This is a genomic window from Rhizobium sp. R711 (assembly GCF_002211365.1).
Classification (GTDB): Bacteria; Pseudomonadota; Alphaproteobacteria; order Rhizobiales; family Rhizobiaceae; genus Rhizobium.
Window position 1 is genome coordinate 21,119 of the sequence record NZ_LOKZ01000012.1, and the last position, 19,131, is coordinate 40,249.

20 protein-coding genes are annotated in these 19,131 nt (G+C 60.2%); 2 read left to right on the forward strand and 18 right to left on the reverse strand.

Annotated features, from left to right (window positions below):
* Positions 1-4: 4 nt before the first annotated feature.
* From ATY80_RS13515 to ATY80_RS13585, 15 genes are all read right to left on the reverse strand, one after another.
* The gene (locus tag ATY80_RS13515; protein WP_088692920.1) at positions 5-1,561 is read right to left on the reverse strand and encodes an NADH-quinone oxidoreductase subunit NuoF; all 1,557 of its coding nucleotides are present in this window, start codon (positions 1,559-1,561) and stop codon (positions 5-7) included.
* Positions 1,558-2,037 (reverse strand): formate dehydrogenase subunit gamma, encoded by a 480-nt coding sequence (locus ATY80_RS13520; protein ID WP_088692921.1) that lies wholly within the window; start codon positions 2,035-2,037, stop codon positions 1,558-1,560. The genes ATY80_RS13515 and ATY80_RS13520 overlap by 4 nt, the downstream gene beginning before the upstream one ends.
* A 169-nt stretch (positions 2,038-2,206) precedes the next feature.
* Entirely contained in the window at positions 2,207-3,100 is an 894-nt protein-coding gene (locus ATY80_RS13525) for a LysR family transcriptional regulator (protein ID WP_088692922.1), read from the reverse strand.
* A 70-nt stretch (positions 3,101-3,170) separates the two neighbouring features.
* The gene (locus tag ATY80_RS13530) at positions 3,171-3,512 is read right to left on the reverse strand and encodes a metalloregulator ArsR/SmtB family transcription factor (RefSeq protein WP_088692923.1); all 342 of its coding nucleotides are present in this window, start codon (positions 3,510-3,512) and stop codon (positions 3,171-3,173) included.
* A gap of 105 nt (positions 3,513-3,617) precedes the next feature.
* On the reverse strand, positions 3,618-4,388 hold the full coding sequence (locus ATY80_RS13535) for an SDR family oxidoreductase (protein ID WP_088692924.1): 771 nt from the start codon (positions 4,386-4,388) through the stop codon (positions 3,618-3,620).
* A 67-nt stretch (positions 4,389-4,455) separates the two neighbouring features.
* On the reverse strand, positions 4,456-4,920 hold the full coding sequence (gene soxR / locus ATY80_RS13540; protein WP_088692925.1) for a redox-sensitive transcriptional activator SoxR: 465 nt from the start codon (positions 4,918-4,920) through the stop codon (positions 4,456-4,458).
* A gap of 149 nt (positions 4,921-5,069) precedes the next feature.
* Positions 5,070-5,477 carry a F0F1 ATP synthase subunit epsilon gene (locus tag ATY80_RS13545; RefSeq protein WP_088692926.1) on the reverse strand — a complete coding sequence of 136 codons (408 nt, stop codon included), beginning with the start codon at positions 5,475-5,477 and terminating at the stop codon, positions 5,070-5,072.
* Entirely contained in the window at positions 5,477-5,713 is a 237-nt protein-coding gene (locus tag ATY80_RS13550) for a hypothetical protein (RefSeq protein WP_088692927.1), read from the reverse strand. Before ATY80_RS13550 ends, ATY80_RS13545 begins: the two co-directional genes overlap by 1 nt.
* The gene (atpD, locus tag ATY80_RS13555; protein ID WP_018855732.1) at positions 5,713-7,158 is read right to left on the reverse strand and encodes a F0F1 ATP synthase subunit beta; all 1,446 of its coding nucleotides are present in this window, start codon (positions 7,156-7,158) and stop codon (positions 5,713-5,715) included. Before atpD ends, ATY80_RS13550 begins: the two co-directional genes overlap by 1 nt.
* Positions 7,159-7,182: 24 nt before the next feature.
* Entirely contained in the window at positions 7,183-8,067 is an 885-nt protein-coding gene (locus ATY80_RS13560) for a F0F1 ATP synthase subunit gamma (protein ID WP_088692928.1), read from the reverse strand.
* 24 nt (positions 8,068-8,091) lie between these two features.
* Positions 8,092-9,621, reverse strand: a complete 1,530-nt coding sequence (gene atpA, locus ATY80_RS13565; RefSeq protein WP_088692929.1) for a F0F1 ATP synthase subunit alpha — start codon at positions 9,619-9,621, stop codon at positions 8,092-8,094.
* Positions 9,621-10,181 (reverse strand): F0F1 ATP synthase subunit delta, encoded by a 561-nt coding sequence (locus tag ATY80_RS13570; protein ID WP_088692930.1) that lies wholly within the window; start codon positions 10,179-10,181, stop codon positions 9,621-9,623. Before ATY80_RS13570 ends, atpA begins: the two co-directional genes overlap by 1 nt.
* A 260-nt stretch (positions 10,182-10,441) precedes the next feature.
* Positions 10,442-10,831, reverse strand: a complete 390-nt coding sequence (locus ATY80_RS13575) for a DUF4345 domain-containing protein (protein ID WP_088692931.1) — start codon at positions 10,829-10,831, stop codon at positions 10,442-10,444.
* Between the two features lie 78 nt (positions 10,832-10,909).
* Entirely contained in the window at positions 10,910-13,126 is a 2,217-nt protein-coding gene (locus tag ATY80_RS13580; protein ID WP_088692932.1) for a primosomal protein N', read from the reverse strand.
* Between the two features lie 148 nt (positions 13,127-13,274).
* Entirely contained in the window at positions 13,275-14,222 is a 948-nt protein-coding gene (locus ATY80_RS13585) for a 1-acyl-sn-glycerol-3-phosphate acyltransferase (RefSeq protein ID WP_088692933.1), read from the reverse strand.
* A gap of 142 nt (positions 14,223-14,364) precedes the next feature.
* On the opposite strand from ATY80_RS13585, the gene ATY80_RS13590 reads away from it, so the two are divergent.
* Both ATY80_RS13590 and ATY80_RS13595 read left to right on the forward strand, forming a co-directional pair.
* Positions 14,365-15,300 (forward strand): tyrosine recombinase XerC, encoded by a 936-nt coding sequence (locus ATY80_RS13590; RefSeq protein WP_088692934.1) that lies wholly within the window; start codon positions 14,365-14,367, stop codon positions 15,298-15,300.
* Positions 15,301-15,381: 81 nt separating this feature from the next.
* Positions 15,382-16,461 (forward strand): TraB/GumN family protein, encoded by a 1,080-nt coding sequence (locus ATY80_RS13595; RefSeq protein ID WP_088692935.1) that lies wholly within the window; start codon positions 15,382-15,384, stop codon positions 16,459-16,461.
* On the opposite strand, the gene ATY80_RS13600 is transcribed toward ATY80_RS13595, so the two are convergent.
* The 3 genes from ATY80_RS13600 to ATY80_RS13610 form a co-directional block, all read right to left on the reverse strand.
* A complete protein-coding gene (locus ATY80_RS13600; protein ID WP_088692936.1) occupies positions 16,458-16,961 on the reverse strand; it encodes a cytochrome b/b6 domain-containing protein in 504 nt (167 codons plus the stop codon). The two genes, ATY80_RS13595 and ATY80_RS13600, sit on opposite strands and share 4 nt — an antisense overlap.
* Before the next feature lie 96 nt (positions 16,962-17,057).
* Positions 17,058-18,464 (reverse strand): dihydrolipoyl dehydrogenase, encoded by a 1,407-nt coding sequence (gene lpdA, locus ATY80_RS13605; RefSeq protein ID WP_088692937.1) that lies wholly within the window; start codon positions 18,462-18,464, stop codon positions 17,058-17,060.
* 27 nt (positions 18,465-18,491) lie between these two features.
* Entirely contained in the window at positions 18,492-19,130 is a 639-nt protein-coding gene (locus ATY80_RS13610; RefSeq protein WP_088692938.1) for a LysE family transporter, read from the reverse strand.
* Between the last annotated feature and the right edge of the window lies 1 nt (position 19,131).

A 19,131-nucleotide genomic window follows, 5' to 3' on the forward strand; every position in this document is an offset into this window, starting at 1 on the left:
GGTCTTACTCCGCCGCTTCGATAAGAGGTATGGGAACGAAATCTTCCGGGAAATGCGTCATGGCGCTCATCACAGGATAGGGTGTGAAGCCCCCGAGGGCGCAGAGCGACCCGAATTTCATTGTGTTGCAGAGATCGGCAAGCAACTCGCGGTTTTTCTCCGGCTCGATGCCGCGCGCGATCTTGTCAGCCGTCTCGACGCCACGCGTCGAGCCGATGCGACAGGGCGTGCACTTGCCACAGCTTTCGACGGCACAAAACTCCATCGCAAACCGGGCCTGCTTTAGCATGTCAGCCGTATCGTCGAAAACGACGATGCCGGCGTGACCGATCAACCCGTCCTTGGCCGCGAAAGCCTCGTAGTCGAATGGCGTGTCAAACAGAGCGCGCGGGAAGTACGCACCGAGCGGTCCGCCGACTTGAACCGCCTTCACCGGTCGCCCGGATGCGGTTCCACCGGCAATGTCATCAACCAGGTCGCCAAGCGAAATGCCGAATGCCGTCTCGAACAGACCGCCATGCTTCACATTGCCGGCGATCTGAATCGGAATGGTGCCGCGCGACCGGCCAAGGCCGAAGTCGCGATAATAGGCCGCTCCCTTGTCCATGATCACCGGCACGGAGGCGAGCGAAATGACATTGTTGATAACGGTCGGACAGTCGAAGAGACCCTTGTGGGCCGGTAGCGGTGGCTTGGCGCGCACGATGCCGCGCTTGCCTTCGAGGCTGTTCAAAAGCGCCGTCTCCTCACCGCAGACATAGGCGCCCGCACCGGTACGAACCTCCATATCGAAGGTCTTGCCCGAGCCGAGAACCGACGTGCCGAGTATTCCGGCGATGCGGGCAATATCGATCGCCCGGCTCATCGCCGCGATCGCATGCGGATATTCCGAGCGTGTGTAGACGAAGCCCTTGGTCGCGCCGGTCGCAAGGCCAGCGATCGCCATACCTTCGATCAGCACGAAGGGATCGCCCTCCATGATCATCCGGTCGGCGAAGGTGCCGCTGTCGCCTTCGTCGGCATTGCAGACGATGTATTTGCGCTCGCCCGGCGCATCAAGCACCGTCTTCCACTTGATCCCTGTCGGGAAACCCGCGCCACCACGGCCACGCAGGCCGGAATCGGTGACCTCCTTGACGACATCGGCAGGCCGCATCGAAACAGCACGACGCAAGCCGGCGAGCCCACCATGGGCTTCATAATCATCGAGCGATAGCGGATCGGTGATGCCGCAGCGGGCAAAGGTCAAGCGCGTCTGACGCTTGAGGAACGGCAGTTCCTCGACCTCACCAAGACAGAGGGGATGATCCCCGCCGGTGACCAATCCGGCATCGAACAGCGAAACAACGTCCTTTGCCTTTACCGGCCCGTAGCCGATGCGCTTGCCCGAGACTTCAACCTCGACCAGCGGCTCCAGCCAATGCATGCCGCGCGAGCCGTTGCGCACGATCTTGGCGTCAAGCCCGCGCGCCGCAATCTGCTCCGAGATTGCCTTCGTCACCCGTTCGGCACCCAATGCCAAGGCCGCGGCATCACAGGGAACATAGATCCTGATGGTCATCGGCGGGCCTCCAAAATCAGCGCCTCGAGATCGGCAGTATCCACCCGGCCATGAACCTCGCCGTCCATCATCGCGGACGGCGAGCACGAACAGAGCCCAAGACAGAAGACGGGTTCGAGGGTGATCGCTCCGTCAGGCGTCGTGCCGTGCCAGTCGATGCCGAGCAGCGCCTTCACGCGCTCGGCCAGCGCATCGCCGCCCATCGATTGGCAGGCTTCGGCGCGGCAGAGTTTCAACACATGCCGGCCAGCAGGGTGATCGCGATAGTCATGGTAGAAGGTGACGACGCCATGCACCTCAGCCCGCGAAAGATTGAGTTCCTCCGCAATGATAGGGAGGGCCTCCTGCGGCACGTAGCCGAATTCACCCTGGATCTCGTGGAGGATCGGCAGCAGCGGGCCTTCGAGATGCTTGAGTTGATCGATGATCGCTGTGGTGCGCGTTGCGATATCGCCCTTGGCGACATGAATATTCATCAGCAGCCCTCCCACGGCCTGCAAGTTACACGTCGCGGGCCTGGGCAGGCGGGCTTTCCTCAGAACCCTATGGCCGACAGAACCGCTCGCGTCCGTTCATTATAGAACCTTCTCAGGGATGGACGAAGCGATCAATAATGATGTTCCGTCAAACGATAGAAAATTCCTATCAAGATTCCAGCTCTTCGGCGAGAATCCGAGCCTCATGCAGCAAGGCGGAAACCAAGGGCGTGAACGGCTCACGATGCGTCGCAACCAGACCGACAAGATGGTGCGCACGCGGCTCGACAATCGGAATCATGCGTATTTCGGCGGGAAAGCCAAATGATTTCGCGACATTGCGCGGCATGATGCTGGCCCAGCGTCCGGTACGGACATGCGAGAACAACACGATCATCGAATTGGACTCGAGTGTCGGATGCGCAGTAACGCCAGCTTCGGCCAGGTGATGATTGATGATACGGCGATTCTGCATGTCCGCCGTCAATAGACAAAGCCGAAGACCGCCCACTTCCTTCCAGGTGACGCTGTCACGATCGGATAGAGGGCTGCCGGCGGCGGTTATCAAATTGTAGTGCTCGGCATAGAGCGGCACGCTCGTCACGCGCCCAAGCGGCTCGTTTTCGAGATAAGTAATGCCGGCGTCGATCTCGAGATTCTCCAGCATGCTGAGCACCTGCAGAGAATTGCGGGACACGATGGAAAAGGTCACATCCGGATGCCGCTCCTGAAACGGCGTTGTGATGCGCGGCAACATAGCGAGCGCTGTCGGGATGACGGCGATCTTGATATGTCCCGACAGCCCCTTGCGGGCGGCCCGCATTTCTTCGCGCATCGTGCGGGCATCGCCGACGATGCGCCGCGCCCATTCGAGCACGCGCTGACCCTCGGGTGTCAGCCCCTGGAAACGCGAGCCACGCTGCACGAGGATCACGCCAAGCTGATCCTCAAGCTGGCGGATGGCAGCGGACAACGTCGGCTGTGAAATGCCGCACTCTTCTGCGGCACGGCCGAAGTGCTTCTCATTGGCGAGCGCGATAAAGAATTCCAGCTTATCGATCATTCGGTCTCTCTGCCGAGCTGCGGCACGTTGCCGCCTTCAGGTCAGAGAGAGCAGTCGGCAAGGCCGATTGTCAATTGTCCTGTGTTTCGGGAAACATCCCGAACAGAAAATGCAGCAGCGTGGTCGTGTCTGGATGGGCGACGCTGTAATAAATCATGCGACCGTCACGACGGCTGGCGACGAGCCCGTCCAGTCTGAGGCGCGCCAACTGCTGCGACACCATTGCCTGCTGAATGCCGAGGCTTTCCTCAAGCTGGCCCACCGTCTTTTCTCCCTCGGTCAGGAGGCAAAGAATAACTAGCCGTGTGTGGTGGGAGAGTGCCTTGAGAAAGTCGCCCGCTTCTCGCGCTCTTGCAGAAAGCTTCTGCAGATCCCGACCAGGCATACCCGGTCTTGGTGTAGGCAAGTGCATTCTTCATCTCTGGTTGCAAAAACAATATGTAGGAAGCTAAATCATAACATATTCGCAGCAGCCAGCTGTTTGGATCTGCCAAAATACCAAAAAAAGTCCCGCAACTCAGCAGATGAGCTGACCGCCGTTGATCTCGAGCACTTGCCCGGTGATGTACCCGGAAAGAGACGGCGCCGAAAGGAAGAGGTATGCCGGCGCGCAATCCTCGGAGGTGCCCAATCGCTGCAGGGGAATGGCCTTGCGGGTCTGCTCCAGCTTCTCCGGCGACGAATATCGCTGGTGGAAGTCGGTTTCGATCGTTCCCGGCGAGACGCAGTTGACGCGAATGCCATCGGGCGCGAGCTCCCTTGCGAGCGCCTTCGAATAGGTTGCGACAAATGCCTTCGACGCCGAATAGATTGCCGAGCCGGGACTGCCGCCCGTCAGCGCGGAAATGGAGACCGTGTTGACGATTGCCGCCTCCTGCGATGCTCTCAATGCTGGGATAAGCGCGCGTGTTATCTCAACGACCGAGGTCTGATTCAGCCGCACAATCGTCTGGTACTGCTCGTCGCTCAGATCCCCTGCCGGAAAGCGGCCGACCATGGTTCCGGCATTATTGATAAGCACATGGACACGGTCGAAGGTTGCAAGGGCCTTCTCGGCAAATCCGCTGGTGCCGCCCGGCGTGGAAAAATCGGCTGTTACGAGAAAGGCCCGGCGGTCTTCTTCCGCCGTTAGTAGGAAATCAGGCAGATCACGCTCAGCGCCGCGGCCGAGGTGCACCAGCACCCTCGCCCCGCAATCGAGAAATTGCCGCGCCACTTCCAGGCCGATACCCCTCCCCCCACCAGTCACAACCACGTTGCGGCTTTCGAACAGTTTGGGGTGAAACATCGAGTCCTCCACGGCGTGATCGAGCCGTTTGCGGCTCTGCTTGTTATGATGCAGCGGGAAACGTTGCCTAGTCGTCGGCTTCCAGCAGACGCGGACCCGGCCCATCTTTTGCCAGCCGGTCATAGGGATTGCGCAGCGGGCAGCTTTCAACCGAGAGGCAACCACAGCCAATGCAATCCGTCAACCGGTCCCGCAGGGCAATGAGGCGACCGATACGTGTGTCGAGATCCTCCTTCCAGAGGGCAGACAAGCGCTGCCAGTCCGTAGCGGTCGGCGTGCGGCCCTGCGGCAGAGTATCGAAAGCAGCCTGAATCTCCGCCAAGGGAACGCCCACACGCTGCGCCACCTTGATGATGCCGAGACGGCGGAGCACATCGCGACCGAAGCGGCGTTGGTTTCCACGCGAGCGAATACTGGAGATGAGGCCCTTGGCTTCGTAGAAGTGCAAGGCAGAGACGGCAAGACCGCTCCGTTCGGCGACTTCGCCAACCGTCAGCAGCTTCCTGAACGGATTGTTGGAGTTTTCTTCCATAGCTCGACCTCAAGTATACTTGAGGTGTTATAAACGAGCGCTTCGCTTGCGGGAAGCTGCGAACCGTCCACGACGCCGGCAACCACTAGAAAACAAAAAAGCGGCCCGAAGGGGCCCGAAGGCCGCTTCGATGCTGGAGTTCGTGCGGATCAATCCTGATCGATCACACCCTGCAGGTGCGTCAGTTCCATGATGTAGTGTTCCAGACGCGACTTGTGCTCGTGATGCACAGCATCCTCGATTTCTCTCTTCGCCGCTTCGATGCGAAGCGTCAATTCATCCTTCGAGAGATCCTGAACAATGACCGCGGATTCAGCCAACAGCGTGCAGCCGGTCGGCAGAATATCGGCGAAACCGCCGAAAACCACGTAGTCCTGCTTCGAGCCGTTGGCGGAACGAACGCTGACGATGCCCGGCTTGATGGTCGTCATCGTCGGGGCATGGTTTGCCATAACGGTCATCTCGCCGTCGGTTGCCGGAATGACAACTTCGGTCACCATCTCCGAAAGGAGCAGGCGCTCGGGAGACACGAGTTCAAAATTGAAATTGTCAGCCATCAGTGACTTACCTTCTCGGCGGCTTCTGTATCTTGCAATTTGGTCCCGCAGAACGGGCAGTGCGCTATCGCTTGATCGAGATATCCAAGACCTTCCTCGGTCTGGATCAGTCCCACCACCATCATCACCTTGCCATCGTCCGATCTGTAGATCGTCGGAGCGGCCGGTGCGGGAAGCTCTGCTGCGACTTCCCGAAGGCTGTCGCAGCAGAAGATCTCGTTAAGAGCGTCGCTCATCAGGCAGCTGCGGACAGCTTCTTGGCCTTCTCGATAGCTTCGTCGATCGAGCCGACCATGTAGAAGGCAGCTTCCGGCAGGTGGTCATATTCGCCGTTGACCAGACCCTTGAAGCCCTTGATCGTATCTTCGAGAGCGACGAGCTTGCCCGGCGAACCGGTGAAGACTTCAGCAACGAAGAACGGCTGCGACAGGAAGCGCTCGATCTTACGTGCGCGGGCAACGGCCAGCTTGTCCTCTTCGGACAGTTCGTCCATGCCCAGGATCGCGATGATGTCCTGCAGAGCCTTGTAACGCTGCAGCGTCGACTGAACCTTACGAGCCACTTCGTAGTGCTCTTCGCCGACAACGATCGGGTCGAGCATGCGCGACGTGGAGTCGAGCGGGTCAACGGCCGGGTAGATACCCTTTTCAGCGATCGAGCGCGACAGAACGGTCGTTGCGTCCAGGTGGGCGAACGAGGTTGCCGGAGCCGGGTCGGTCAAGTCGTCGGCCGGAACGTAAATGGCCTGAACCGAGGTGATCGAGCCGGTCGTCGTCGTCGTGATGCGTTCCTGCATCTGGCCCATGTCCGTGGCAAGCGTCGGCTGATAACCAACGGCCGAAGGAATGCGACCGAGCAGAGCCGAGACTTCGGAACCTGCCTGCGTGAAGCGGAAAATGTTGTCGACGAAGAACAGAACGTCCTGGCCCTGGTCACGGAAGTTTTCAGCAACCGTCAGACCGGTCAGAGCAACACGTGCACGTGCGCCCGGCGGTTCGTTCATCTGGCCGTAAACCAGAGCAGCCTTGGAGCCTTCGCCGCCGCCATGCTTGTTAACGCCGGATTCGATCATTTCGTGGTAGAGGTCGTTGCCTTCGCGGGTACGCTCACCCACGCCGGCGAAGACCGAGTAACCACCGTGCGCCTTGGCGACGTTGTTGATCAGTTCCATGATCAGAACGGTCTTGCCGACGCCTGCGCCGCCGAACAGGCCGATCTTGCCGCCCTTTGCGTAAGGAGCGAGAAGGTCGACGACCTTGATGCCGGTAACGAGGATCTGTGCTTCCGTGGACTGATCGACATAGGCCGGCGCGTCCTGGTGGATGGCGCGCTTGGAGGCGGTAACCAGCGGACCAGCTTCGTCGACCGGCTCGCCGATGACGTTCATGATACGGCCGAGCGTTTCCGGACCAACCGGAACGGCAATCGGAGCGCCGGTGTCGGAAACCGCCTGACCGCGAACCAGACCTTCGGTCGAGTCCATGGCGATCGTGCGAACTTCGTTCTCGCCGAGGTGCTGCGCAACTTCGAGCACCAGTCGGTTGCCGCCGTTGCTCGTCTCAAGCGCATTCAAAATCGCCGGCAGTTCGCCTTCGAAAGCAACGTCCACGACGGCGCCGATAACCTGCGTGACCTTGCCGGCAGAGCCTGCCGCAGTCTTGGGGGTAGCTGCCTTAGCCATTATCTTACCCTCTTTTCCCTAACCTCAGAGCGCTTCCGCGCCCGAAATGATTTCAATGAGTTCCTTGGTGATTTGAGCCTGACGCTGACGGTTATAGTTGAGCGTCAGCTTGTTGATCATTTCACCAGCGTTGCGCGTTGCATTGTCCATCGCGCTCATCTTGGCGCCCATCTCACCGGCAACGTTCTCAAGGAGCGCGCGGAAGATCTGAACGGAGATGTTGCGCGGGATCAGATCCTCGAGGATCGATGCCGGATCCGGCTCGTATTCGTAGACTGCGCCGGCGTGTGCCGCGTCCTCGACAACAGCCGTTGGGGCCGATGCCGGGATGAGCTGCTGAGCCGTCGGAACCTGCGAAATGACCGACTTGAATTCTGAATAGAACAACGTGCAGACGTCGAACTCGTCGGCTTCGAACATGTCGATGATGCGCTTGCCGATCTGGTCAGCATTCTCGAACCCGACCTTCTTCACATCACGCAATTCCTTGCGCTCGACGATGAGCGAAGCGAATTCGCGGCGCAGAACGTCGTAGCCCTTCTTGCCGACCGTAAAGATCTTGACGGTCTTGCCTTCAGCGAGAAGCCTGCGAGCGTGATCGCGCGCAAAACGCGAAATCTGCGAGTTAAAGCCGCCGCACAGACCGCGTTCGGCGGTGCAGACGACCAGCAAGTGAACCTGGTCCTTGCCGTTGCCGGTCATCAGCGCCGGCGCACCGTCAGCCTCCGTCATCGCACCGGCGATGTTTGCCAGAACGGCACCCATGCGCTGCGAGTACGGACGGGCGGCCTCGGCCGCCTCCTGGGCACGCCGAAGCTTCGCCGCGGCGACCATTTTCATCGCCTTGGTGATCTTCTGCGTCGCCTTGACGGAGGCGATCCGGTTTTTCAGATCCTTAAGTGAAGGCATCCGTTATCCGTCCTTTAGGTCCGATTAGGCGAAGGACTTCGCGAAGCCATCGATGGCAGCCGTGAGCTTGCCCTTCGTATCATCGCTGATTGCCTTGTCCGTGCGGATCGTGTCGAGGATGGCCGAGCCTTCCGAGCGAAGGTACGACAAAAGGCCCTGTTCGAACTTGCCGACCTGTGCGACCGGAATCTTGTCCAGGTAGCCGTTGACGCCAGCGAAGATCACCGCAACCTGTTCTTCCGTCTTCAGCGGCGAGAATTGCGGCTGCTTCAGGAGTTCGGTCAGGCGTGCACCGCGGTTCAAGAGGCGCTGCGTCGAGGCATCGAGGTCCGAGCCGAACTGAGCGAAGGCGGCCATTTCGCGATACTGGGCGAGCTCACCCTTGATCGAGCCGGCAACCTGCTTCATCGCCTTGACCTGCGCGGCGGAGCCGACGCGCGAAACCGACAGACCGACGTTTACGGCCGGACGGATACCCTGATAGAACAGGTCGGTTTCGAGGAAGATCTGGCCGTCGGTGATCGAGATCACGTTAGTCGGAATGAAGGCCGAAACGTCGTTGCCCTGGGTTTCGATGACCGGCAGCGCCGTCAGAGAGCCAGCGCCCTTTTCATCGGAGAGCTTTGCAGCGCGCTCGAGGAGACGCGAATGCAGATAGAAAACGTCGCCCGGATAAGCTTCGCGGCCCGGCGGGCGGCGCAGCAGCAGCGACATCTGACGGTAGGCAACCGCCTGCTTGGACAGGTCGTCGTAACCGATCAGCGCGTGCTGACCGTTGTCACGGAAGTATTCGCCCATCGTGCAGCCGGCGAACGGTGCCAGGTACTGCATCGGAGCAGGATCGGAAGCCGTTGCGGCAACAACGATCGAGTACTTCATTGCGCCGCGTTCTTCGAGAACCTTGACGAACTGAGCAACGGTCGAACGCTTCTGGCCGATAGCGACATAGACGCAGTACAGCTTGTCGCCGTCCGGGCCGTTGTCGTGGATAGCCTTCTGGTTCAGGATCGTGTCGAGAATGATCGCGGTCTTGCCGGTCTGGCGGTCACCGATGACGAGCTCGCGCTGGCCACGACCGACCGGGATGAGCGCGTCGATAGCCTTGAGGCCGGTCGACATCGGCTCATGAACCGACTTGCGCGGAATGATGCCCGGAGCCTTCACGTCGACGCGCGCGCGGCGGGTCGAGTTGATCGGGCCCTTGCCGTCGATCGGATTTCCGAGAGCGTCAACAACGCGGCCAAGCAGCTCCGGACCGACCGGAACGTCAACGATGGCGCCGGTCCGCTTGACGGTGTCGCCCTCCTTGATGTCGCGGTCCGAACCGAAAATAACAACACCGACGTTGTCCGATTCCAGGTTCAACGCCATACCGCGGATGCCACCGGGGAACTCGACCATTTCACCTGCCTGAACATTGTCCAGACCGTAAACGCGAGCGATACCGTCACCGACGGAGAGAACCTGACCGACTTCCGAGACTTCTGCCTCTTTGCCGAAGTTTTTGATCTGGTCTTTGAGAATTGCGGAAATTTCCGCCGCGCGGATATCCATCAGCCGACCTCTTTCAATGCAAGCTTAAGGGTAGAGAGTTTCGTACGAAGAGACGTATCAATCTGACGGGACCCGACCTTCACGATCAGACCACCAAGAATTGACGGATCAACCGTGACGGCAATCGCCACGTCTTTGCCGGTGACGCCCTTGAGCGCCGCCTTCAATTCGGTTTCCTGCGCCGCAGTCAGCGCATGGGCCGAGGTGACCTCGGCGGTAATTTCGCCACGCTGGTTTGCGGCAATGATGCGGAAGGCCTTGATCATGCCCGGGAGGGCAAAGAGGCGACGGTTGCGCGCCACGACCTTCAGGAAATTTGCGAAGAAGCCGCTGATTCCAGCCTTCTCGCTAATGGCGACAATCGCCTTGAGCTGGTCGTCGGCCGAAAAAACAGGGCTCGAAACGAAACGCTTCAGGTCGTCGCTCTCGTCGAGCATCGCCTGGAACCGATCGAGGTCCTTGGTGACGCTTTCAACGGCGCCCTGCTCGAGCGCAAGCTCGAACAGCGACGAGGCATAGCGCTCTGCAACACCAGAAGTAAGCTGGGATGTGTCTGCCACTGGCCCAAATTTCCCTGATTTCAACTCAAGAATCCGGTCCCCGGCGGGCGCCTGACCTAGGATCTTGAATTCGTTATGATTTCCCCCAGAAATCGCAAGAGAAGCCTCTTGCTTCTTCCGAAATTCGGGGTCCGTCTAACATAGGATGTTCGGACTCGCAACACGCGTAACGCCCGAATACGGCTTTCGCATCGATTTCTAACGCAAAAATGCTCAAAGCCCAGAAACAAAGAGCCTGAACCGAGTGATATCAGCTCAACTCAAGCGGAAAAGAAACCGAAAACATAGGCGAGCGGAAGCGCCGCCAGAACGATCTGCGCAACCAGAAGTAAGTAGTTGAGAATAGTGCTCCCCTTATCTGACAGGAGCGAGATGATGCGCGCAAATGCAGCCATGGCGAACGAGGCGCCGAGCGCCATGTAGATCCAGTTCTGTGCCAACATGATGGCCGAGAGACCGAAGCCGAGATAGAAGCCACCGACGGAGCGCTGCTCGGCATAGCCGTCGCGCCGGCCCTCACGCGGCATCGAGCCAAACAACCGCATCGCATAGCCCGGCGCGAACATGATGACAAAGCCCGCCAGTGCCGTGAAAGCGGCTGCCGCGAAGGCGAGCTGTTCACCCAGTTCCGTTGGAAAATAAAAGTCCATTCGACCGCCCCGAATCCCCTGCTTCGCCGTCCTTATGGCATGATTGTGGTGCGACGCAAAAGCCCACCAGGAAACGATCTACAGGAAGCTTTGCGGGTCCACGTCGAGCTGCACATGTACCGAGCCGCGCTCCTTGGGCGCCTGCGCAAGCATCGCCCTGAGGAACGCCTGCATGTCGGAGTTTCGCCGTCCATGCACGAGGAGGCGGAAGCGATAGCGACCTCGCACCAGCGCAAGCGGCGCTTCCGCAGGACCCAGCACGGAGATGCCGGAAACGTTGGGCGCGGCGTTCCTGATTCCACGAGCATGGTTTTCCGCGTCGTGGCGCGTGTCCGCCGAGACGATGACCGACGCCAGCCGTCCGAACGGCGGCAGGATGGCACGCTCCCGCTCGGCGATCTCGCGCTCGTAGAAGGCGCTCGCATCACCCGACACGATCGCCTGCATGACGGGATGTTGCGGTTGGTATGTCTGAAGGAGGCCGTGGCTCTTCAAGCCGGTACGGCCAGCGCGGCCCGTCACCTGCGACAGGAGCTGGAACGTGCGTTCGGCAGCGCGCGGGTCACCGTTGGCTAAGCCGAGATCAGCATCGACGATGCCGACCAGCGTCATCAGCGGGAAGTTATGCCCCTTGGCGACGAGCTGTGTGCCGATAACGATATCGGCTTCGCCCTTGGCGATGGCCTCGAGCTCGAGGCGCAACCGCTTGACGCCGCCCATCATGTCGGACGAGAGCACGATCGTCCGTGCCTCGGGAAAGTGACGCTCCACCTCTTCAGCGATACGCTCGACGCCGGGGCCACAGGCAACAAGGTGATCGAGGGTTCCGCATTCGGGGCAGGCTTCCGGCGTGCGCTCGGCATGGCCGCACTGATGGCACTGCAACTGTTTCTTGAAGCGATGCTCGACGAGCCAGCTGGAGCACTGTGGGCACTGAAAGCGGTGACCGCAAACCCGGCAAAGTGTCAGCGGCGCATAGCCGCGCCGATTGAGGAAGAGAAGCGCCTGCTGCTGCTTCTCGACCGTCTTGCCGATCGCACGGATGAGAACGGGCGAGAGGAAACCGCCGCGCTCGGGCGCGTGGCGGCGCATGTCGATGAGATGCAGATCCGGCAACGCCGCGTCACCGAAGCGGGTCGGCATATGAACGATGTTGTAGCGGCCGCTCTGGCCGTTGACCTGGCTCTCGACCGAGGGCGTGGCGGAAACCAGAACCACGGGGAAATCGCCAATGCGGGCGCGCACAACTGCCATGTCGCGCGCATTGTAATAGACACGGTCTTCCTGCTTGTAAGCCGGATCATGCTCTTCATCGACGATGATCAGACCAAGATCCTCGAACGGCAGGAACAGCGCCGAGCGCGCGCCGGCCACGACACGAACCTCGCCCGTGACGGCCTGGCGCCAGACTTTCTCGCGGGTGCGTGGCGCCAGATCGGAATGCCATTCGGCGGGCTTGGCGCCGAAGCGATCCTGAAAACGCTCCAGAAAGCTCGCTGTCAGCGCGATCTCCGGCAACAGGATCAGCACCTGCTTGCCACGCTTCAGTGTTTCCGCAATGGCCTCGAAATATACCTCCGTCTTGCCCGAGCCGGTCACGCCGTCGATCAGCGAAACGGCGAATTCACCCTTTCGAACTTCGGCAAGAATCTCGTCCGCTGCCTCCCTTTGCGGGCCTTCAAGGCGCGAGGTCACGAAATCGGGATCGGGCTTTGCCACCACTGGCGGCGGCGGCAGGAACACCGTCTCGAAAACCCCCTGGCCGACCAGGCCGTCGACGACGCTGGTCGACACACCGGCGGCATGGGCAAGCCCGCTTCGCGTCCAGGATAGGCCATCGCCGGCAATATCGAGCACACGGGCGCGCGCTGGCGTCATCCGCTCCGGTGCGCCGCCGACGAATCGCAGTCCCTCCACCATCGGCTCCGGCTCGAAGGCATTTGGCGCGCGCAACGCCATTCGCGCCACGAGCCCAGGCGGCGACAGCGTATAGCTCGCAACCCAATCGATGAAGTCGCGCATCTCCTTGGTCAGAGGCGGGCAATCGAAGACATGGCTGATCGGCCTCAACTTCTTGGGATCGACCCCATCCTCGCCGCCGTCCCAGACGACGCCGATCACCTGCCTTGGGCCAAGCGGCACCTGTACGACCGATCCCGGCTCGGCCGCCATACCCTCCGGCACGGCATAGGAGTATGGCTTCGGCGCAGGCATGGGAACGAGCACCGGAACCGTGCGGTTTGCCGGCGGCGTCTCAAACAGCGCTCCAAAGAGATCGGACGAATCTGTGCTCATCGGGCGAGACCATGCCCGGATCGGCGCAAAAAGAAAACCTGTAAGGTCATCAACACCAATTCGAAAGATCCAGGCGGACCGAGCGCAGGGACCGGTAATTCTGGGCAAACATCGAGCGGAGCAGCATGCCTTGCCTTAGCCGATCCGATCAGGGAATTGAACGGGCGCTCGCCGGTTCCGCCTCTGCCGGCGGGACCAACGGCACGAATTGCGCATCGCCGTCAGCGTCGAGCACATGCACGGTATGGTCCTCCAACGCCTTGGTCACCTCGTTGATATCGCCGTCGAGATGCTCCACCGGAATCAGATTGCCAACCACGAAGTCGAAACGGTCGCCCCGCTTGTTCAGAAGCTCGTGAAACACCGTCATGTCCCGAAGCTCGGTCGACCACTTCGCGAACCAGTAGAACAGGCCAGAGTTACGCGCCGTCATGTGCACCGGCAGGATCGGCAGATTGTACTTGCGCGCAAGGCCGACGGCGGAGGTTTTCCACGGACGCTCATTCAGGCGCCCGTTTGCCCAATAGGCGATACGTCCCGAGGGAAAAAGCACCGTTGCCTTGCCTTCCCTGACGGCGTGATTGGTGATCTGCAATGTCTCGCGGGTCTTCAGCTTGCTCTTGTGCTCCTCACGCCACTCGACCGGGATGATGACCTCGGCAAAGCGCGGGTTGACACGCACAGCATCACGGTTCGCAAACACCATCACGTCGGGCCGCTTGTGTTTCAGTAGATCGAACACAGCGACACCATCGGCGATGCCGGTCGGATGGTTGCTGACCAGGATGAAGCCGCCGGCATCAGGAATGCGTTCGCCATGCCTGACATTGATATCGAGCTTCAACAGCTTGCTCATGTATTCGAAACATTGGAAGCCCGGCATGTTTGCAACGTCATTGGCGAAGCTGACCGCCCTGTTGTAGCGCAAGAGAGTGTAGAGGAAGGGGCGCATGACCGGCCAAAGTGGATGCTTCACGATCCTTTGTCCGCGCTCGGCGATCAGCGTATCAACGATATGTCCCGGTTTGCCATGGGAGACGAGGCCGATCGCTTCCGCGAATTGTCCGAAAGCGGTCGTGGGGTGGCGCCGTGGCATGCAAGATCCTGAGTCGTTGGGAAACCAGTTAGGTCGATTATTATGATGGAAACGTGACAGCCACTTGGTCGGTATTAGCAATTCCATAACTATCGTCCCTTCAGAATTGGCAGCCGAATTGGCAAATTCAAGGGCGTGAGACGTGAACGAACTCCTGATCATCGCCGACCCACAACTGATGGCGGAACGAACAGCTTGGCTCGGTAACCTTGCCAACGAAAGGCGTCTATCCGAGCACACGCTCGACGCCTATGAGCGCGACACCCGCCAGTTCCTGACCTTCCTCACCGGTCATCTCGCAGGCCCCGCGACGCTGAAAGATATCCACGCGCTGCGGCCTGCCGATTTCCGCGCATTCCTCGCCGCACGCCGCAAGGAGGGATCGGGCGCGCGTTCGCTTGGCCGCAATCTTGCCGGGCTGCGATCGCTGCTGCGTTACCTCGAAAAGAAGGGGCTGGTGAATGCCGCCGGCGCCGGCGCGATCCGCTCGCCGAAGCAGCCGAAGTCGCTGCCGAAACCCCTGTCCGACAGGCAGGCGATCACAGTCGTCAGTGATGAGGCGCAACTGCACGAGGAACCCTGGATCGCAGCGCGCGACGCCGCCGTCTTCACCCTTCTTTACGGCTGCGGTCTGCGCATCTCCGAAGCGCTCGACCTGACACCCGACGATTTCAACCGTGGCGCGGCCACGTTGCGCATCACCGGTAAAGGCAACAAGACCCGCCTCGTGCCGCTGCTCACCGTCGTCGCCGAAGCGGTTGGGAAATACCGATCGCTGTGCCCGTACCATCTCGACGGCGAGCAGCCTCTTTTCCGCGGAGCGCGCGGCGGAAAGCTGCAGGCCGCCATCATTCAGCGCACCATGCAAAAGATGCGCAGTGCCTTTGGGCTGCCCGAGACAGCGACGCCACACGCGCTACGGCACTCCTTCGCGACCCATCTTCTCGCGGGCGGCGGCGATCTCCGCAGCATTCAGGAACTGCTCGGCCACGCCAGCCTTTCCACCACCCAGGTCTACACGGGTGTGGATTCATCCCGTCTGCTCGAAGTTTACGACCGTGCCCATCCTCGGGCGTAATCTTTTGTTAACGGCTTCTCTTAAAGGAATATCCGCACGCTGAGCGTAGAGCTTAGCGATCACAGTGACCGGAACACCATCATGACGATCTCCATCGGCCACCGCAGCCTGCACATCGCATCGCCGGGCAATCTCCTGCTCTGGCTGATCGCCGCATTTCACATGCTGCTTGCGGCAACGCTGATCGCCGTCCTGTTTTCCGTCTCCCCGGCTGCCGCCGCAGACGACGCCAGCTGCACCGGCCACAATATCCTGACCGATCTGAAGCAGAGCGACCCCGCGCGCTATGCCGAGGTGGTCAAGGAAGCGGATGCCGTGCCGAACGGCAAGGGCATCTTCTGGAAGATCGAAAAGCCAGGCGTGAAACCGTCCTGGCTGCTTGGCAGCATGCATGTCACCGATCCGCGGGTGCTGACGCTCCCGCCGCGCACGCAGGCCGCCCACGACGCTGCCGACACTATCGTCATCGAATCCGACGAGATCCTCGACGAGAAAAAGGCTTCCGCCGCTCTGCTGATGAAGCCTGAACTGATGATGTTCACCGATGGGACGACGATTGAGAAGCTTCTGTCTCACGATGACTACGTTCGTCTGGAAGACGGCCTGAAGCAACGTGGCATCCCGCTTGCCGCGGTCTCGCGCATGCGGCCATGGATGATCTCGAGTGTCGTTGCCCTTCCCAGCTGCGAAATGGCCCGCAAAGCCAAGGGCGTACAGTTCCTTGACCAGAAGATTGCTGCAGATGCGGTTGCCGAGGGCAAGCAGGTTAAAGGCCTGGAAACACTTGCTGAGCAGCTGCAGGCAATGGCCGAGTTGCCGACCGAATTCCACATGAAGTCACTGATCGAGACGCTGGCCTTGGGCTCCAAGATGAACGACGTGGTGGAAACCATGACCGATCTCTACCTCTCCGGCGATATCGGCATGACCATTCCGATGCTGAAGACCGTTTCGCCCGATGGCGAGGATGAGGACGGCGACTATGCAGCCTTCGAACAGCGCATCATTCTCGACCGCAACAAGGTGATGGCCGAGCGAGCAGCCCCGATTCTTGCTAATGGCAACGTCTTCATGGCCGTCGGCGCGCTCCATCTTCCCGGCGAAGGCGGCGTCATCGAGTTGCTGCGCAAGCAGGGCTTCACGCTGACGGCTGTCAACTAACGCCCGACCGTCATTCGCCTGAGAACATTGGTCTTCCAGTAGAACTGATGGGCAAGCGCGCCAGCAACATGTGCGGTGATTACGGCCCACAGCACCGCCTTGAAGATACCGCCATGAAGCTCGCCGGAAATATCGACCCCCAGATAATACGCCGCCATACCAGTCAGCGGCAGGAGGAAGATCAACAGGTAGAGCGCGATATGCGCGACTTTGGCGCCAATCCGGAATATCTTCGGTTCCGCTGCCGGTTCAGCCGGCGCTCCCTGAATAAGGCGCAGGCAAACACGCAGGATTGCGAGAACGAGAATGCCAATGCCGACATAGGCATGCACGTTGGCAGACGCAATCTGATCGACCGAGGGGATGCCACCCCGGCGGACCGTCCGGTTCCAGGCGTTCATACCATCCGGGAACAGCAGGTTGAAAAAGATCATGAGCGCCATCACCCAATGCAGCAGCCGCTGCGGAAGGCTATATGCATCACGAGAGTCGATAGGCATGTATCTATCCTCAGAACAGCAATTAGAACCGTTCTAAGGTAAATGGACCGCCTGCTGTGAAGCAAGCAGCCCACCCCGCATTGCCAAAATTTAATATTACATATGGATCGGCTTGAAGAAGGCGGCGAGAGCCGCTTCCTTGACCGCTTCCGACATCGTCGGGTGCGCGTGGCACGTGCGGCCGAGATCTTCCGCGGAACCACCGAATTCCATCAGAACCGCGATCTCGTGGATCATCTCTCCGGCGCCGAAGCCGACGATATGGCCGCCGAGGACGCGATCCGTTTCCTTATCGGACAGGATCTTCACAAAGCCATCAGTCGCGAGCATCGCACGCGCACGGCCGTTCGCCGTGAACGGGAACTTGCCGACCTTGTAGGCGATGCCAGCAGCCTTCAGCTCTTCTTCCGTCTTGCCGACGGAGGCGACTTCCGGCTGCGTGTAGACGACGCTCGGAATGACGTCGTAGTTCACATGGCCATGCTGACCGGCGAGGATTTCGGCAAGTGCGACGCCTTCGTCTTCAGCCTTGTGAGCCAGCATCGGACCCTTCACCACGTCGCCGATCGCGTAGATGCCAGGAACGTTGGTGCGGAAGTGTCCGTCGATCTCGACGCGACCACGATTGTCGAGCTTGACGCCTGCTTCTTCCAGACCGAGGCCGGCGGTATAGGGCGTACGGCCGGTCGCGATCAGAACGACTTCGGCTTCGAGCGTCTGTGCATCGCCACCCTTGACCGGCTCGAAGGTAACCTTGGCACCTTTGCCGCCCTTCTCAACGCCCGTCACCTTGGAGCTCAGGTTGATGGTGACACCCTGCTTGGCGAGCATGCGCTGGAACTGCTTGGAAACTTCGCCATCCATGCCACCGAGAATCGTGTCGAGATATTCGACGACGGTGACCTTGGCACCGAGGCGCGACCAGACAGAGCCGAGCTCGAGGCCGATGACACCACCACCGACGACGATCATCGTTTCCGGCACCTTCTCGAGAGCGATCGCACCCGTCGAGGAAATGATCACCTTCTCGTCGAGATCGACCTTGACGCCAGGAATGCCGGCCACGTCGGAGCCGGTCGCGATGACAATGTTCTTGCCTTCGATTTCCTGGACCTTACCGTCTTCGCCGGTCACGGAAACCTTGCCGGCCGATGCGATCTTGCCGGTACCCTGGAAGGCATCGATCTTGTTCTTCTTGAAGAGGAAGGCAACGCCATCGACGTTGGCCTTTACCGTCGCATCCTTATGCGCCAGCATCTTTTCAAGGTTCAGCTTCGGAGCCGCGACCTCGATGCCGAGCGCATCCATGCCATGGCCAGCCTGATGGAACATTTCGGAGGCATGCAGCAGCGCCTTGGACGGGATGCAGCCGACGTTCAGGCAGGTGCCGCCAAACGTTGCACGCTTTTCAACGACGGCGACCTTGAGGCCGAGCTGCGCTGCCTTGATGGCAGCGACATAGCCGCCGGGGCCGGTTCCGATAACGATCACATCGTAGGACATTGTTTCTTTTCCTTTTTCGTTATTTGCTTAGTCAGCCGCGCGAGCGAGCGCGAGGCGGAAACCGAAGCCGACCAGTGCGGCGCCGGTGATGCGGTTGAACCATTTGCCGCTTGCTATGAAGCGGTCGCGAATGGGCTTTACGGTGAAGAAAGTGGCGACGCCGGCGAACCAGGCGACGAGTGCGGTGGCCATGCCGATGCCGTAGCTGAACTGGATAAGCGCCGGGGTATCGTGGTGCACCAGCGTCGAGAACAGCGACAGGAAAAACAGGACCGGCTTCGGATTGAGCGCGTTGGTGATGAAGCCCATCCCGAGGCACTTGAGCGCCGAGATCGGCTTGCGGTCTTCGTCCGTCACCTCGATCTCATTCACCTTGAAGCCCGGCTCGCGGAAGGACTTGATGCCGAGGTAGACGAGATAGGCGACGCCGGCCCATTTGATCATGGCAAACAGCATCAGCGACTTGGAGACGATCAGGCCAAGGCCGAGGATCGTGTAGCTGATGTGAAAGAGCAGTGAGAAGCCCATGCCGAGGCCGGTCATCATGGCGGCACGGCGGCCATGCACGATGCTCTGGCGCAGGATGACGGCGAAGTCGGCGCCCGGTACGACGATGAAGATCGAAAAGACGGCCATCAGGCCGAGAAACTCAAGGAAGTATTGCATG